Annotated in this window: 10 protein-coding genes and 1 pseudogene; 3 read left to right on the top strand and 8 right to left on the bottom strand. The window is 73.5% G+C overall.

Annotation, left to right across the window (positions count from 1 at the left end; all coding sequences use genetic code 11):
* Window positions 1–40 precede the first annotated feature (40 nt).
* The 4 genes and pseudogenes from ACIGXJ_RS32405 to ACIGXJ_RS32390 all read right to left on the bottom strand — a co-directional run bounded on the left by ACIGXJ_RS32405 (window position 41) and on the right by ACIGXJ_RS32390 (window position 4,699).
* Window positions 41–760, bottom strand: a complete 720-nt coding sequence (locus ACIGXJ_RS32405; RefSeq protein WP_399653009.1) for an SDR family oxidoreductase — start codon at window positions 758–760, stop codon at window positions 41–43.
* A gap of 87 nt (window positions 761–847) precedes the next feature.
* Window positions 848–1,696, bottom strand: a pseudogene (locus tag ACIGXJ_RS32400) (NAD(P)/FAD-dependent oxidoreductase); the annotation flags it as partial.
* A complete protein-coding gene (locus tag ACIGXJ_RS32395) occupies window positions 1,686–3,098 on the bottom strand; it encodes an FAD-dependent oxidoreductase (RefSeq protein WP_399653007.1) in 1,413 nt (470 codons plus the stop codon). The pseudogene ACIGXJ_RS32400 and the gene ACIGXJ_RS32395, both read right to left, overlap by 11 nt.
* A gap of 161 nt (window positions 3,099–3,259) precedes the next feature.
* Complete coding sequence (locus ACIGXJ_RS32390) at window positions 3,260–4,699, bottom strand: FGGY family carbohydrate kinase (RefSeq protein WP_399653004.1); 1,440 nt, start codon at window positions 4,697–4,699, stop codon at window positions 3,260–3,262.
* A gap of 435 nt (window positions 4,700–5,134) precedes the next feature.
* Here ACIGXJ_RS32390 and ACIGXJ_RS32385 point away from each other — a divergent pair, with 435 nt between their 5' ends.
* Entirely contained in the window at window positions 5,135–6,232 is a 1,098-nt protein-coding gene (locus ACIGXJ_RS32385) for a mechanosensitive ion channel family protein (RefSeq protein ID WP_399653002.1), read from the top strand.
* Between the two features lie 18 nt (window positions 6,233–6,250).
* Here ACIGXJ_RS32385 and ACIGXJ_RS32380 read toward each other — a convergent pair whose 3' ends face one another.
* A complete protein-coding gene (locus tag ACIGXJ_RS32380) occupies window positions 6,251–7,810 on the bottom strand; it encodes a M1 family metallopeptidase (protein ID WP_399652999.1) in 1,560 nt (519 codons plus the stop codon).
* 977 nt (window positions 7,811–8,787) lie between these two features.
* Here ACIGXJ_RS32380 and ACIGXJ_RS32375 point away from each other — a divergent pair.
* Together ACIGXJ_RS32375 and ACIGXJ_RS32370 are read left to right on the top strand one after the other, a co-directional pair.
* Entirely contained in the window at window positions 8,788–11,007 is a 2,220-nt protein-coding gene (locus ACIGXJ_RS32375; protein ID WP_399652996.1) for an NADP-dependent isocitrate dehydrogenase, read from the top strand.
* A 123-nt stretch (window positions 11,008–11,130) separates the two neighbouring features.
* The gene (locus ACIGXJ_RS32370) at window positions 11,131–11,916 is read left to right on the top strand and encodes an N-formylglutamate amidohydrolase (protein WP_399652994.1); all 786 of its coding nucleotides are present in this window, start codon (window positions 11,131–11,133) and stop codon (window positions 11,914–11,916) included.
* Window positions 11,917–12,146: 230 nt separating this feature from the next.
* On the opposite strand, the gene ACIGXJ_RS32365 is transcribed toward ACIGXJ_RS32370, so the two are convergent.
* The 3 genes from ACIGXJ_RS32365 to ACIGXJ_RS32355 are packed head-to-tail and all read right to left on the bottom strand — an operon-like array spanning window position 12,147 to window position 14,715.
* Complete coding sequence (locus tag ACIGXJ_RS32365) at window positions 12,147–12,629, bottom strand: hypothetical protein (RefSeq protein WP_399653314.1); 483 nt, start codon at window positions 12,627–12,629, stop codon at window positions 12,147–12,149.
* Between the two features lie 5 nt (window positions 12,630–12,634).
* The gene (locus ACIGXJ_RS32360; protein ID WP_399652991.1) at window positions 12,635–13,234 is read right to left on the bottom strand and encodes an RNA polymerase sigma factor; all 600 of its coding nucleotides are present in this window, start codon (window positions 13,232–13,234) and stop codon (window positions 12,635–12,637) included.
* A gap of 56 nt (window positions 13,235–13,290) precedes the next feature.
* On the bottom strand, window positions 13,291–14,715 hold the full coding sequence (locus ACIGXJ_RS32355; protein ID WP_399652988.1) for a S8/S53 family peptidase: 1,425 nt from the start codon (window positions 14,713–14,715) through the stop codon (window positions 13,291–13,293).
* Window positions 14,716–14,786: the final 71 nt, after the last annotated feature.

Here is a 14,786-nt window from a genome sequence, read left to right as displayed (position 1 = left end):
GTCAAGGTTTTCCGGCGCCCGCCGGATCACGCCCGGGGGCTCACCAGGGCACGGGCTTGCCGTCGCGGAAGAACCCGCCGGTCGGCCCGTCGTCCGGCAGCGTCGCCGCCCAGACCACCCCGGCCGCCCCCTCGGAGACGGGCCGGCCGCCCCCGCCGCCCATGTCGGTGGCGACCCAGCCCGGGCAGATGGAGTTGACCAGGATGCGCCGGCCGCGCAGTTCCCCGGCGAGCAGCCGGGTGAGGGCGTTGAGCGAGGCCTTGGACACGCTGTACGCCGGTGTGCCGCCGCTCATCGAGGCGAGCGAGCCGCCTTCGCTGCTGACGTTGACGACCCTCGGGTGCGGGCTGCGCTCCAGCAGCGGCAGCAGCGCCTGGGTGACGCGCCAGGCGCCGAACAGGTTGGTGTCCAGGGCCTGCTGGACCTCGGCGAGATCGGCGGTGCGGGCCTGCGCCCAGGTGTCGTACAGGATCGCCGCGTTGTTCACGACGACGTCCGTGCGGCCCAGCTCGCGAGTGACCCACTCGGCCATCGCGGTCACGCTCTCCTGGTCGGAGACGTCGAGCTGCACGGCGGTCACCCGCTCCCCGCCGGGGTCGAGCCGGGCGGCGGCGGAGCGCCCCTTGGCCAGGTCGCGGGAGCCGAGGACGACCCGGTACCCGCGCTCGGCGAGCTGGCGGACGACCTCCCGCCCGATGCCCCGGTTGGCGCCGGTCACCACCGCGACGCGCGGCCCGCCGCTCCTCCTCGGTGCCGTCATGGAACCCTCTTTCGCTCAAGTCGCCTGTTTGACAACCGATTTCACCATGTCCGCCGGACCCGGCGGACTTCACCTGCCCCACTGGGCCAGCACCGCGCCGGCCGTCCGCTCCCCTGCGCGGGCCGCCGCCCTCGCCCGCTGCCCCGGGCTCACGAGCCCGCCCGTGGTGAAGACGCCCGGCCGGGACCCGCCGCCGCGCCGGGCGAGTCCGTCCTCGGGGACGAACTCGCCTGTGAACACGACGGTGTCGCAGGGCAGTACGGCCGTACGGCCGTCCCGGTGGCGGACACGGACGCCGGACAGCCTTGCGTGACCGAGGAGTTCGGCGACGGCGGTGCCGGTGAGCAGCGGGACGCCGTGCAGCAGCCGGGTGGCGGCGGCGCGCAGGGGGGCGCTCTCCCGGTCGGTCACCATGGCGACGACCTCCGCCCCGGCGGCCCGTACGGTGGCGGCGGCCGCACGGGAGACGTCCTCGGCGCCCACGACGACCGCGCGGGTGCCGACCGGCTGCCCGAACAGGTGCACCGACTGCTGGAGTTCGCCCGTGGTGTACACCCCGGCGGGGCGGGTGCCCGGCACCAGGCGGGCCGCGCGGGGGCGTTCGCGGGCGCCGGTGGCGAGCACGATCGCGCGGGCGCGGACCGTCTCCGCCCCCTGCGCGCCGACGGTGCTCAGGGCGAGCGGGCCGGCCCAGCCGAGCGCGGTCACCCCCGTCCGTACGACGGCACCGGCCCGCTCGGCCCGCCGTACGAGCCCGCGCGCGTACCGCGGGCCGGTGCAGAGGCCGCCGTGGGCGCAGTACCGGGGCACTCCCCCGGCCTGCGGATCGCGCTCCAGCACCTCCACGCGGCCCACGCCGGCCGAGGCCAGCCGGGCGGCCGCGGTGAGCCCCGCCGGGCCTGCGCCGACGACGAGGACGTCGACCTCACGCGTCATGGGCGGTGCCCTCCTCCAGCAGGGCGCGTACCGCCGCGCCGCAGTAGGCCCCCTGGCAGCGGCCCGCCCGGGCGCGGGTGCGGCGGCGCAGGCCGTCGAGGCCGCGGGGCGGGATCGTACCGGCGAGGGCGTCGCGGATCTCGCCGCGGGAGACCCGCTCGCAGTGGCAGACGAGGATGCCGTACTCCGGGTCGGCGGCGACGCGTTCGGGCCGCTCGCAGGGGCGCGGGGAGGCGGCGCCGAGGTCGGGCAGGCGCACCGGCTCCAGCTCCCTCACGGGGCCCGGGTCCAGACCTGCCCGCTTGAGCAGGCCCATGACGTGGTCGGCGATGGCCAGGGAGGCGGTCAGGCCGGTGGAGCGGATGCCGCCGACCGTGACGCCGGCCTGGCCCGGGTGGGCGCGGATGCGGTAGTCGTCGTGCTCGGTGGCGGCCCGCAGCCCGGCGTAGACGGCGGTGACCTCCTCGTCGAGGAGCCGGGGCAGGATGCGGCGGCCCTTCTCCCGCAGCAGCGCGAGGCCCTCCGCGGTGGACTGGGTGGCGCGCTTGTCGTCCAGGTCCTCGGCGGTGGGGCCGAGCAGGACGTTGCCGTACACGGTGGGGGCGACCAGGACGCCCTTGCCGAGCGCGGTGGGCACGGGCAGCAGGATGTGGCGGACGAGGTCACGGGCGAAGGCGTCGAAGACGATGAGCTGGCCCCGGCGCGGGGTGACGGTGAAGTCCCGGTGGCCGAGCAGCCGGTCGAGGGAGTCGGCGTGCAGCCCGGCCGCGTTGACCAGCCGGCGGGTGTGCAGGGGGCCGCGCGCGGTGGTGAGGGTGTGGACGCCGTCCTGTACGCCGATGTGCCGCACCGGCGAGTTGAGGTGCAGGTCGACGCCGTGGCGGACGGCCTGGGTGGCGTAGGCCAGGTTCGTCGTCCAGGGGTCGACGATGCTCTCGCCGGGGACGTGGAGGGCACCGAGCGCGCCCGCGCCGAGGTGGGGTTCGCGCGCGTACAGCTCGGCCGGGCCCAACAGGCGTGTGTCGTGGCAGCCGTTGCACCCGGCCTTCGCCACCAGGTCGGGCAGGGCGGCCAGTTGCTCCTCGTCCCACGCGACGAGCAGCCCGCCGACGGGTTCGACGGCGATGCCCGTCTCGGCGGCGTACGCGGTGAGCATCCGGGCGCCCTCGCGCACGAGCCGGGCCTCCAGGGAGCCGGGGGTCGCGTCGAAGCCGGTGTGCAGGATGGCGGTGTTGGCCTTGGAGGTGCCCTCCCCCACGTCGTCCCGGGCCTCCAGCAGCGCGACCCTCAGGCGGGGGTGCCGGGCCAGGGCGCGGGCGACGGCGGAGCCGACGACTCCTGCGCCGACGACCGTGACGTCGTAGGGCTGCGGGGGGAGGGGGCCGTGCCGGGTCACGGGCATGGCGGGTCTCCTTCGGGGGGCGGGGCGTGCCGGGTCACCGGCATGACCGGTCCCCTTCCGGCAGCGGGCATCGCCTGTGCCCTTGCGACAGCAGGGCGGTCGGCTCACGGACATCACCCGCCCCCTCCGGCAGCAGGGCGTGCCGAGGATGGTCCGTGCGGTCACTGCTTGTCCCGTTCCAGCAGGGCGGCCACCGCCGAGCGGAAGGCTCCCAGGCGTTCCGCCGCCACGTCCGCCGTGATGCGCGGCTCGTACACCGCCGACGGCCGCCACTCGGGCAGGGCCTCGGGGAGGGTCAGCCCCGGCTCGGCGCCGAGACGGGCCAGGACGCCCGCGCCGAGGGCCGTGGCGTCGGTGAGCGCGGACACTTCGACGGGTCGTTGCAGCAGGTCGGCCTGGGTCTGCATGAGCAGGGCCGAGCGGGTCAGGCCGCCGTCGACGCGGAGGTGGGTCAGCGGGGTGCCGAGGTCCGCGGCGGCCGCTTCGGCGAGCTCGACGACCTGCGCGGCGAGCCCTTCGCACAGGGCTCGGACGACATGGCCGGGCCCCGTGTCCAGGCCGAGTCCGGTCAGGGAGCCCCGGACGTCGCCTCGCCACCAGGGGGCGGCGAGGCCGGCGAGGGCCGGCACGAAGGTGACGCCTCCGCTGTCGGGGACGGCCCCGCCCACCCCGTCCAGGTCGGCGGCGTCCCGGATCACGCCGAGGTCGGTGAGCCAGCGGACGGCGGAGGCGGCGGTGTAGACCTGGCCGTCGAGGCAGTAGCCGGTGCGGCCGGCGAGCCGCCAGGCGACGCAGGCGACCAGGCCCGAGTCGCCGCGCCGGGGCGTGTCCCCGGTGTGGGCGAGCAGGAACGCACCCGTGCCGTAGGTGCACTTGGCGCCGCCGGGGCCGGTGAGGTGCTGGGCGAGCAGCGCGGCCTGCTGGTCGACGACGAGGCCGGTCAGCGGGATCGGGGGGCCGAACGCCGTTGTCGTACCGACGTGTCCGGCGGCGTCGACGACCGACGGGAGCTTCTCGTCGGACAGGCCCCACAGGTCGAGGGCGCGCGGGGACCAGGCGGCCCGGTCCAGGTCGAGGAGCTGGGTGCGGCCCGCGGTGGCGGCGTCGGTGACGAAGGCGCCGGTGAGCCGGTGGACGAGCCAGGCGTCGGAGGTGGTGACGACGCCGTCGCGGGTGAGACGGCGGCGGATCCAGGCCATTTTCGGCGCGGCGAAGTAAGGGTCGACGGGCAGGCCGGTGAGCTGCTGTAACTCCTCGGCGTGCGGCGCGAGTCCGGAACACAGCGGCTCGGCGCGGCGGTCCTGCCAGACGAGGGCGTCGGTGAGGGGCTCGCCGGTGGCAGGGTCCCAGGCGAGGACGGTCTCGCCCTGGTTGGCCAGGCCGAGCGCGGTGACCGGTTCACCCGCCTCGGCGAGCGCCTGCCGGCCGGCGTCCAGGACGGAGGCGTACAGCTCGGCGGGGTCGGCCTCGACGCGGCCGCCGGGGAGGTGGCGGGGCCGCACGGGCGCGAACCCGGTGCCGAGCACTCCGCGTTCGGGGCAGATCACCAGCGCCTTGGTGCCGGACGTGCCCTGGTCGACGGCGAGGACGGGGCCGCTCATCGGGGCCCGCCCGCGGTCCGTACGGCGCTGGTCATCGGATCCCTCCCCCGGTGATCACGGTTCGCCAGCCTGCCCGCGTGCCCGGCACGGCGTCAAGGGCGGCCGGACGCCGACCACGTGCGCGAACTGATGTTCCGGATACGGCAGGATGAAGGCGCGCGCCGGTACACGAGACCGGTCGTCCCCGGACACCGGCACCGGTCCGACCCCGGCACCGGTCGTCCGGACTGCGGCCCGCGGGGCGGAACCGGCTGGTCCGAGGAAGCGGGCCGGTCAGGTGACACCGGACGGACCGGGGGCAGCGGTCCGTCCGGGGGCAGCGGTCCGTCCGGCGCACGAGCACATCCCCGATCGAGCAGGTGACAACGTGACGAGACTTCACATCCGGCCGTCGGCGGCTCCCGCCGCCGCACACCGTCTCCCCGGAGGTGACCGGTGACCCGCACGCTGACCCTGGACGACTACGTCGTCGCCGGCATAGCGATGGCCGCGGGCCTGCTCGCGGCGTTCGTCCTGCGCATCCTGCTGCGCTGGCTGGGCAAGCAGGCCGACCGCACCCGCTGGGGCGGCGACGACGTCATCGTGGACGGTCTGCGGACCGTGGTGCCGTGGGCCGCGGTGCTGGGCGGCGCGGCCGCGGCGGGTGCCGCGCTGCCGCTGACCCCGACTGTGCAGCGGCATGTGAACCAGACCCTGACCGTGCTGCTGATCATCGCGACGACGGTCGCCGCGGCCCGGGTGGTCGCCGGCCTCATGCGTACGGTGACCGAGTCCCGCTCCGGCGTCGCCGGGTCGGCGACGATCTTCGTGAACATCACCCGGGTCGTGGTCCTGGCACTCGGCTTCCTGGTGGTGCTCCAGACGCTCGGCATCTCCATCGCGCCGATGCTCACCGCCCTCGGTGTGGGCGGCCTGGCCGTCGCGCTCGCGCTTCAGGACACCCTGGCGAACCTCTTCGCGGGCATCCACATCCTGGCCTCCAAGACCGTGCAGCCCGGTGACTACATCCGGCTGAGCAGCGGCGAGGAGGGCTATGTCACCGACATCAACTGGCGTCAGACGACGATCCGTTCGCTCTCCAACAACCTGATCATCATCCCCAACGGCCGTCTCGCCGGGGCCAACATGACCAACTACAACCGCCCCGAGCAGGAGCTGACGATCCTGGTGCAGGCGGGTGTGGCCTACGACAGCGACCTGGAGCACGTGGAGAAGGTCACCGTCGAGGTCGTGGCCGAGGTGATGAAGGAGATCACCGGGGCGTTGCCGGAGCACGAGCCGGCCGTGCGGTTCCACACCTTCGGCGACTCGCGGATCGGCTTCACGATCATCCTGGGCGTCGGCGAGTTCAGCGACCAGTACCGGATCAAGCACGAGTTCATCAAGCGGCTGCACCGCCGCTACCGCGAGGAGGGCATCCGCATCCCGGCGCCCACCCGCACGGTGTCGCTGGAGCAGGGCGCGGTGGTCATCCCGCAGCAGCGCACCGGCACGGCCGAGCCGGGCGAAGTGACCTCCGCCCGGCTCGACTGACACACCTGCGGGAACGCCTTACAGCGTCGCGGAGTTGTCGTGGGGCTGGGCGCTGCGGCTGGGCGGGGCGGCGAACGACGAGCTCACCGGAGTGACCGTCCAGTCCGGGTGGCCGGGCATCCGCGGCGTCCTGGTGCCGTAGAGCCACTCGGTGAGGAAGCCGGACAGGTCCTCGCCCGCCGTCTGGGAGGCGACCGCGATGAAGTCCTTCGTGGACGCGGCCGAGTTGCGGTGGCGGGCGAGGAAGGCGCGCTCGATCGCGTCGAACACGCCCTGCCCGACCCGCTGCCGCAGCGCGTACAGCACGAGCACGCCGCCCAGGTAGCGCTGGCTGTCGAACAGGTTGGCCGCGGTCGGCGAGGCCACCGGCCCCGACTGGGCCCGCCACTGGTCGCCGAGCGCGTACGTGTGCTTCATCCGCGCCTCCAGCGTGGTCAGGCCGAGGGAGTCCGGCCAGCCGCGCTCGTAGCGGTAGAGCAGCCCGTAGTAGTCGGCGTGGCCCTCGTTCAGCCACAGGTCCGCCCAGGTGGCCGGGGAAACGCTGTTGCCGAAGTAGGAGTGGACCAGCTCGTGCATCATGTGCGAGCCGATCTTCTTCTCCTCCTGCAGGAGGAAGTTCGGCTTGTACAGGGTGAGGGTCTGCGTCTCCAGGCCGGTGAAGTCGAACGCCGCCGGGTCGTCGGAGTTGCAGGGCAGCAGCCCGTACGCCTCGAACGGGAAGGCGCCCAGGCGTGCCTCGACCCACTCCACCAGCTTCGGCGTGAGGGCGAGCGCGGGCTCCAGGGCGGCGGCCCGCGCGGTGGGGACGACGTCACGCAGGGGCAGCCCGTGCGGGCCGGGCCGCTCCTTGACGACGTAGTCGCCGACGGTGATCTGCACCACCTCGGTCGCGATGGGCGAGGCGGAGCGGTAGTAGTACGCCTTGCGGCCGTCGGCGAGGGTCTCGGTGCTGACGAGCGTGCCGCTGGCGACTCCGCGCAGACCGGCGGGGACGGTGATGCGGCAGCTGAAGTCCGCCTTGTCCGCCGGGTGGTCGTTGCAGGGGAAGACGGTGTGCGCCGAGTTCGGCTGCGGGCACACCGCGAACCCGTCCGGGGTGGGCACCCAGGCGGTGTGGGCGAGCGCCCGCCGCGGGTCGGCCGAGTACAGCACGGTGACCCGCGCGGCCGTGTTGGCCGCGAGCGGCGTGGCCGGGGTGATCCGCAGCTTCTCGCCCGACTGGGCGTGGGTCGCGGGGATGTTGTTGACCCGGACGGACCGTATGTCGAGGCCGAGGGCGTCGAGGGAGAGGCGGTTCAGCTCCCGGGTGGTCGTGATCATCACGGTCGCCGTGCCGGTGACGATCCGGCTGCCGGCGTCCCAGGCCAGGTCGAGGTGGTAGGCGCTGACCCGGTAGCCGTCGTTGCCGAGGCTCGGGTAGACGGGGTCGCCGAGCGTCTCGGGGCCCGGGGAGGGGCTGCGCACAGGACGCTTGGCGGTCGGTCCCCCCGTGGCCGCGTACGCCGGGACACCGGCGCTCAGGGCCGCGGCGGTCCCGAGGAGGGCGGCCGGGGCGGTCAGTCTGCTGCGATATCTCATGGTCGGCTTTCGCTCGGGCGGCCGGCTGGTCGGTTCCGGCCGTCGTCGGATGAGATGACGATCACCTGCCATGAGTGCGAGATCACCCCGTTCGGTTGCCTCGTGACCCGGATGATCCACACGCGGACCGGGACGGAGAGCTGGATGCCGCGTGGTGGGGGCGCGGTCGGAGACCCGGTGAACTGTGGATGGGGGCCGGGGTCGCGGTGATGATCTGTAGACGGGGGGCAGGCCGAAGTCCCGGTGATCCGTGGACCGGGGCGCGGGGGTTGGGTCGCGGTGGTCCACGAACCGGGGCGCGGGACCGGAGTCCCGGTGAGCCGCGGACCGGGGCGGGGCCCGGGAGACCCGGTGGCCCAAGGACCGGGGTGTGGGGCGGGAGACCCGGTTATCCACAGACGGCGCGCCGGAAAGCCGGACCTTCCACGGACCCGCGCGGGGCCCCGAGCCCCGGCCGCCACGGTCGCGGCGGTGCCGGAAACCCGGACGGTCCACGGACGGGGCCGCACCAAAGCCCAGGCCATCCGCGAACACGACCGGGCCGGGAGACCCGGTGGCCCAACGACTGGCCCGCGCCGGAAACCCGGACGACCCGCGAACACGACCGGGCCCGAAAAGCCGGACGGCCCGCGAACACGGCCAGACCCGGAGACCCGGCAACCCGCGAACACGGCCAGACCCAGAGACCCGGCAACCCGCGAACACGGCCAGACCCAGAGACCCGGCAACCCGCGAACACGGCCAGACCCGGAGACCCGGCAACCCGCGAACACGACCAGACCCGGAGACCCGGCAACCCAGGCAGCGGCCCACGCCGCGCACCCGAAGCATCCGCCAAGCCGCCCGCGCCGGAGGCGATTCCGGGTCGCGGGGGCGGATGATCCACACGCGCGTCCGGGCGGACCCCTGTCGAGGCGGGGGCGATCACGAGATATCTTGATGTCGAGCAATGTTGCAGACGTGGAGCGGAGCACCCGGTGACTGACTCGACCATCATCTATACGCACACTGACGAGGCCCCGGCCCTGGCGACGTATTCCTTCCTGCCGGTGGTCCAGGCCTACGCCTCGCAGGCGGGTGTCTCTGTGGAGACCCGGGACATCTCGCTGGCCGGGCGCATCATCGCGGTGTTCCCGGAGTACCTGAGCGAGGACCAGCGCATCCCGGACGCGCTGTCGGAGCTGGGCGAGCTGGCCAAGACGCCCGCGGCCAACATCATCAAGCTGCCGAACATCTCGGCCTCCATCCCGCAGCTCAAGGCCGCGGTCGCCGAGCTGCAGGCGCAGGGCTACGCGCTGCCGAACTACCCGGACGACCCGAAGACGGACGAGGAGCGGGAGATCAAGGCCCGCTACGACAAGATCAAGGGCTCGGCCGTGAACCCGGTCCTGCGCGAGGGCAACTCCGACCGCCGCGCCCCCGCCTCGGTGAAGAACTACGCCAAGACCCACCCGCACCGCATGGGCGCCTGGTCGGCGGACTCCAAGACCAACGTGGCGACCATGGGCGAGAACGACTTCCGCTCCACCGAGAAGTCCACGGTGGTCTCCGAGGACGGCTCGCTGCGGATCGAGCTGGTGGCCGAGGACGGCTCCACCACGGTGCTGCGCGACTCGGTGCCGGTGCTCGCCGGTGAGGTCGTCGACGCCTCCGTGATGCGCGCCGCCCAGCTCCGCGAGTTCCTCGCCGCGCAGGTCGCCCGCGCCAAGGCGGAGGGCGTGCTGTTCTCCGTGCACCTGAAGGCCACGATGATGAAGGTCTCCGACCCGATCGTCTTCGGCCACGTCGTACGTGCCTTCTTCCCGAAGACGTTCGCGCAGTACGGCGAGGCGCTGGCCGCCGCCGGCCTGTCCCCGAACGACGGCCTGGGCGGCATCCTCAAGGGCCTCGACGCGCTGGAGAACGGCGCCGAGATCAAGGCGTCCTTCGACGCCGAGCTCGCCGAGGGCCCCGCGCTGGCCATGGTCGACTCCGACAAGGGCATCACCAACCTGCACGTGCCGTCCGACGTCATCGTCGACGCCTCGATGCCGGCCATGATCCGCACCTCCGGCCACATGTGGGGCCCGGACGGCCAGGAGGCCGACACCCTCGCGGTCCTGCCGGACTCCTCCTACGCGGGCGTCTACCAGGCCGTGATCGACGACTGCCGCGCCAACGGCGCCTACGACCCGTCGACCATGGGCTCGGTCCCGAACGTCGGCCTGATGGCGCAGAAGGCCGAGGAGTACGGCTCCCACGACAAGACCTTCGAGATCGCCAAGGCCGGCACCGTCCGCCTGGTCGACCAGGCCGGCAACGTCCTGATCGAGCAGCCGGTCGCCGAGGGCGACATCTTCCGCGCCTGCCAGACCAAGGACGACCCGATCCGCGACTGGGTCAAGCTGGCCGTGACCCGCGCCCGCGCCACCGGTGACCCGGCGGTGTTCTGGCTGGACGAGACCCGCGCCCACGACGCGCAGCTGATCGCCAAGGTCAAGCAGTACCTGCCGGAGCACGACACCGAGGGCCTGGACATCCGCATCCTGGCCCCGGTCGAGGCCACCAAGCTGTCGGTGGAGCGCATCCGCCGCGGCGAGAACACCATCTCGGTGACCGGCAACGTCCTGCGCGACTACCTGACCGACCTGTTCCCGATCCTGGAGCTGGGCACCAGCGCCAAGATGCTGTCGGTCGTCCCGCTGATGGCGGGCGGCGGCCTGTTCGAGACGGGCGCCGGCGGTTCCGCGCCGAAGCACGTCCAGCAGCTGGTCAAGGAGAACTACCTGCGCTGGGACTCCCTCGGTGAGTTCTTCGCGCTGGTACCGTCCCTGGAGCAGTACGCGACGGCCACCGGCAACACCAAGGCCAAGGTCCTCGCCGACACCCTGGACCGCGCCACGGCGACCTTCCTCAACGAGGACAAGTCCCCGACCCGTCGCGTCGGCGGCATCGACAACCGCGGCAGCCACTTCTACCTGTCCCTGTACTGGGCGCAGGAGCTGGCGCAGCAGACCGACGACGCCGACCTGGCGAAGGCGTTCGCGCCGCTGGCGGAGACCCTCGCCGCCAACGAGCAGAAGATCGTCGACGAGCTGATCGCCGTCCAGGGCAACCCGGTCGACATCGGTGGCTACTACCAGCCCGACCCGGCCAAGGCCGCCGCGGTCATGCGCCCCTCGGCCACCTGGAACGAGGCCCTCGCCTCCCTGAGCTGACGCTCTCCCGGGTCCGCGTGACTCCGCCCCGGCCGGCCATCGTGCCCGGCCGGGGCGGAGCCGTTGTCAGACCCGTATGGCACCTTGATCACACAAGCTTCCGCCCTTTCCAGGGAGACCGTGATGTCCTTCGCCCTCGTGTCCGGTGCCGACGACTCGCCCGTGATCCTGCATGTGCCGCACTCCTCGCGGGAGATACCCGCCGCGGCGCGGGCCGGGATCGTGCTCGACGACGAGGCGCTGGAGCGGGAGCTGGACCACATCACCGACTCGCACACGGCCGAGATCGCCGCCGAGGCCGCCGCGCTGGCCGGGGTCACGCCCTGGCGGTTCGTGAACGGGCTGTCGCGGCTCGTCGTCGACCCGGAGCGGTTCCCCGACGAGCGGGAGGAGATGCTCGCGGTGGGGATGGGGGCCGTGTACACGCGGACCACGCACAAGGACGTGCTGCGGGAGGGGGACGGGGATCCCCAGCCGCTGATCGAGCGGTACTTCCGGCCGTACGCGCGCGCCATGGGCGAGGCGGTGGCCGACCGGCTGGCGGCGACCGGGCGGGCCGTGGTCATCGACGTGCACTCGTACCCGACCGAGGCGCTGCCCTACGAGCTGCACGGCAGCGGACCCCGGCCGCCGGTGTGCCTCGGCACCGACTCCTTCCACACGCCGCCCGAGCTGCTCGGCGCCGCCCGCGAGGCGTTCTCGCGGATCGGGGAGACGGGCCTGGACAGCCCCTTCGCGGGCACGTACGTGCCGCTGGAGTTCTACGGCCGTGATCCGCGGGTTGCCGCGCTGATGGTGGAGATCCGGCGGGACACCTACATGACCGAGCCGGGCGGGCCCGCCACAGCCGGGCTCGGCGCGCTCGCGCAGGCGCTGGCCGACCTGGTGGACGCCGTACCGAAGGGCTGATCAGGCCGGAGCACTCCCGGAGCTGCTCGTCCCCGCGCCCTGCTCTGCCCCGCGCCCTGCCCGTCCCCGCACCCTGCCCCTCCCCGCACCCTGCCCCTCCCCGCGCCTTGGCCGCCCGCACTCCGCCGGACCGCCTGTCCCCGCTGCGGCTCGCGGTCCCCGCGGATCAAGGGGCCGGGCCGAACAGGACGGCGGTCAGGGGACCGCGCAGCCTGCCGCGCCCCGTAGCGTCAGGCGCGCAGCCACTCGGTGACGACCACCTGCCCGCCGGCCCGCAACCGCAGCGCGAACGGTCCCGACGGGGTCAGTGCGCTCGTGAAACGGCCCATGTCGTCGGCGGCGAGCGCGGTCGGCGCGGCCGGGTGCGCTCCGCCGAGCACCTCGACGCCGGCCGGCTGGGGCGGCAGCACCTGCCCCATCAGGCCCTCCTCGCTCACCTCCACGTCCACGGTCAGCTCGCCCGCGCGGAAGGTCAGCATCCGCGGCGGGTCGGCCGCCCCCCGCACCGGGATGCCGTCGACCAGCGAGTCGAAGGTCAGCTCGGCGATCCGGGCGTCGAGGTCGTGCAGCACGAACGCCTCCACCGCCAGGCGCCGCAGTTCGGCCGGCACCGGGTCGAGGACGGCCGCGGCGCGCCGCAGCTCCTCCTCCAGCAGGCCGGTGTCGAACGGCTCCTCGCCCAGGGCCTCGTCGTGCAGGCCGGGCTCGTCCATCTCGTTCACAGCGCTCCCCGTGCGTCGATTCGGGCGCGCAGCCGCCGCAGACAGCGCTGGCGCAGCGGTCCGATGGAGCCCACGGCGATCCCGAGGGCCGCGGACACCTCCTGGTAGGTCGGCGGCGGCGAGGCCATCAGCACCCGCAGCAGCTGCCGGCAGCGGTCGCCGAGCGCCTCGAACTCCTGCCACATGCAGCGGATCCGCTCGGTCTCGGCGGCCGCCTCCTCGGAGTCGAGGACGGACTGCTCGGGCGTACGGTCCTCGCTGACCCGGTCCAGCAGCTGCGGGTCGTCGGTGGGTGTGAGCCGCTTGAGGCTCTTGATGACCTTCAGGCTCTCGTGCCGTGCGGTGCTGGCGAGCCAGGACCCCGCCTTGTCGGGTTCGCGCAGCCGGCCCAGATGCTGGGCGAAGCGGAACCACACCGTCTGGTAGACCTCGTGCGCGTCGGCGTCGGACAGCCGGTGGGCGCGCACCACCGACCACACCAGTGGGCTCAGCCCTTCCACCAGCGCTTTCCAGGCCGCCGCGTCACCGTCGACGGCCGACTGGACGAGCGCGCCGACTTCTGCACGGTCCACGGTCCCACCCCTCGTGTACGGCATGTCATCGTACGCCGTGGAGGGGGATGTTCCGATCCGTGTTCGTACGTCGGTGCCCATCATGAGGCGGTGACCGGCACGGGGCGCCAGCCGGCCGGCCGCAGCGCCGGCACGTGCGCCCCGCGCACCTCGGCGAACTCGGTGTTGGCGGCGAGGAGTTGCCGGCGGGCGGCGCGCGGGTCGGTCTCCTTGTGAGCGGTCATGTGGGCGGCGATCATCCCGGCGGCGACCGGGGCGGCGAAGGAGGTGCCGCTCCAGTTGGCGAAGCCCTCGAACATGACCTGGTCGGCCTTGCCGGAGCCGCCGTTCTGCTCCTCGGTCAGCACACCGGTGTGGCCGGGGGCCTGGCAGGTGCAGGTGTAGGTGAAGCCGTAGCGGCAGGCGTCGTAGGTGGAGTGCTGGTAGACGTACGGCACGGGCGTGGTGAAGCCGGTGAGGGGGCCGGTGAGGCGCTCGCCGGGGGCGTACGCGCGCACCCAGGAACCGTGGTTGGAGAAGCAGGCGCCGAACTCGCCGTCGCCGCGCAGCGCTCCGACGGAGAGCACGCAGTCCTCGAAGTCGGGCAGGCCGGCGTAGGCGGCGGGCCAGAAGGGCGTGGCGCTGGCGTTGTTGCCGGCGCAGGCGACCAACAACGTGCGGTGCGATGTGAGTTCGAGCATGAAGTTCTCGACGCCGAGCAGTCCGTCGAGGCGGCCGTTGGAGGTGCCGGCGGAGAGGCTGAGGATGTCGGGCCAGCCGCCGCGGTCGACGGCCTCGAAGAGCTTCTCGCCGAAGTCGGACTCCAGGATCGCGCCCGCGTCGGTGAGGGCGTTGCTCACCGTGATCTCGGTGTTGGGGGCGACGGCGGCGACGAGCCCGGCTATGAAGGTGCCGTGGCCGACGTACTGCTGGAGGACGCCCTGGTCGTCGGTCTCTCTGAGCTGGGCGTCGCCCTCGGTGTGCGCGAGGGGCGGGTAGGAGCGGTAGTCGTGCATCAGCCCGGTGTCGACGACGAGGACGCCGACCGCGGTCTCGGGGTCGTAAGGCCCGCTGTCCAGAGCGGGGTTGGGGGTCTCGGTGCGCGGGACGGGCACGGGTTCGTCGCCGGGGCAGGCGTTGACCGCGATGGAGACGACGTGGTTGCGGCTGACCAGCCGGCGCCCGGCGCGGCCCTCGGCCTGCCGCACGGCGCGCATGGCGGCGGCGACCTCCTGGTCCGCGCCCCGTACGCCCTGGCCGGGGTCGCCGACCCGGATGCGGGTGATGCCGGAGCGGTTGGTCTGCCGGCTCGCGCGGCGCACGGTGTCGGCGGTCAGCGCGGGGTGCTCGGTGAAGTGGGCGCGCACGACGTCCTCGACGATACGGGCCTCCTCGCCGTCGCGGGCGAGGACGACGCCCTTCTCGTAGATGAACTCGGCGGAGTCGTCGGGTCCCAGGGCCAGGGGGACGTCCGGCAGCGAGCGCTGGATCTGGTCGAACTGCTCGTGGAATCGCTGTGGTGCCATGGCGGGGTCCTCCCGGTGGGGCAACGGTCGTCAAACAGAGCCGCGGGTCCGTTGCCTGATACAGACCCTGA

The organism is Streptomyces sp. NPDC053367 (assembly GCF_044545925.1).
GTDB lineage: Bacteria > Actinomycetota > Actinomycetes > Streptomycetales > Streptomycetaceae > Streptomyces.
The sequence above is the reverse complement of the archived record's forward strand: the minus strand, read 5'-3'. Positions and strand labels throughout refer to the sequence as shown.

Coding starts and splice junctions, on each gene's coding strand:
- ACIGXJ_RS32380 (WP_399652999.1), bottom strand. CDS start 7,810: ATGAGATATCGCAGCAGACTGACCGCCCCGGCCGCCCTCCTCGGGACC.
- ACIGXJ_RS32365 (WP_399653314.1), bottom strand. CDS start 12,629: ATGGACGAGCCCGGCCTGCACGACGAGGCCCTGGGCGAGGAGCCGTTC.
- ACIGXJ_RS32390 (WP_399653004.1), bottom strand. CDS start 4,699: ATGAGCGGCCCCGTCCTCGCCGTCGACCAGGGCACGTCCGGCACCAAG.
- ACIGXJ_RS32370 (WP_399652994.1), top strand. CDS start 11,131: ATGTCCTTCGCCCTCGTGTCCGGTGCCGACGACTCGCCCGTGATCCTG.
- ACIGXJ_RS32355 (WP_399652988.1), bottom strand. CDS start 14,715: ATGGCACCACAGCGATTCCACGAGCAGTTCGACCAGATCCAGCGCTCG.
- ACIGXJ_RS32395 (WP_399653007.1), bottom strand. CDS start 3,098: ATGCCCGTGACCCGGCACGGCCCCCTCCCCCCGCAGCCCTACGACGTC.
- ACIGXJ_RS32360 (WP_399652991.1), bottom strand. CDS start 13,234: ATGCCGTACACGAGGGGTGGGACCGTGGACCGTGCAGAAGTCGGCGCG.
- ACIGXJ_RS32405 (WP_399653009.1), bottom strand. CDS start 760: ATGACGGCACCGAGGAGGAGCGGCGGGCCGCGCGTCGCGGTGGTGACC.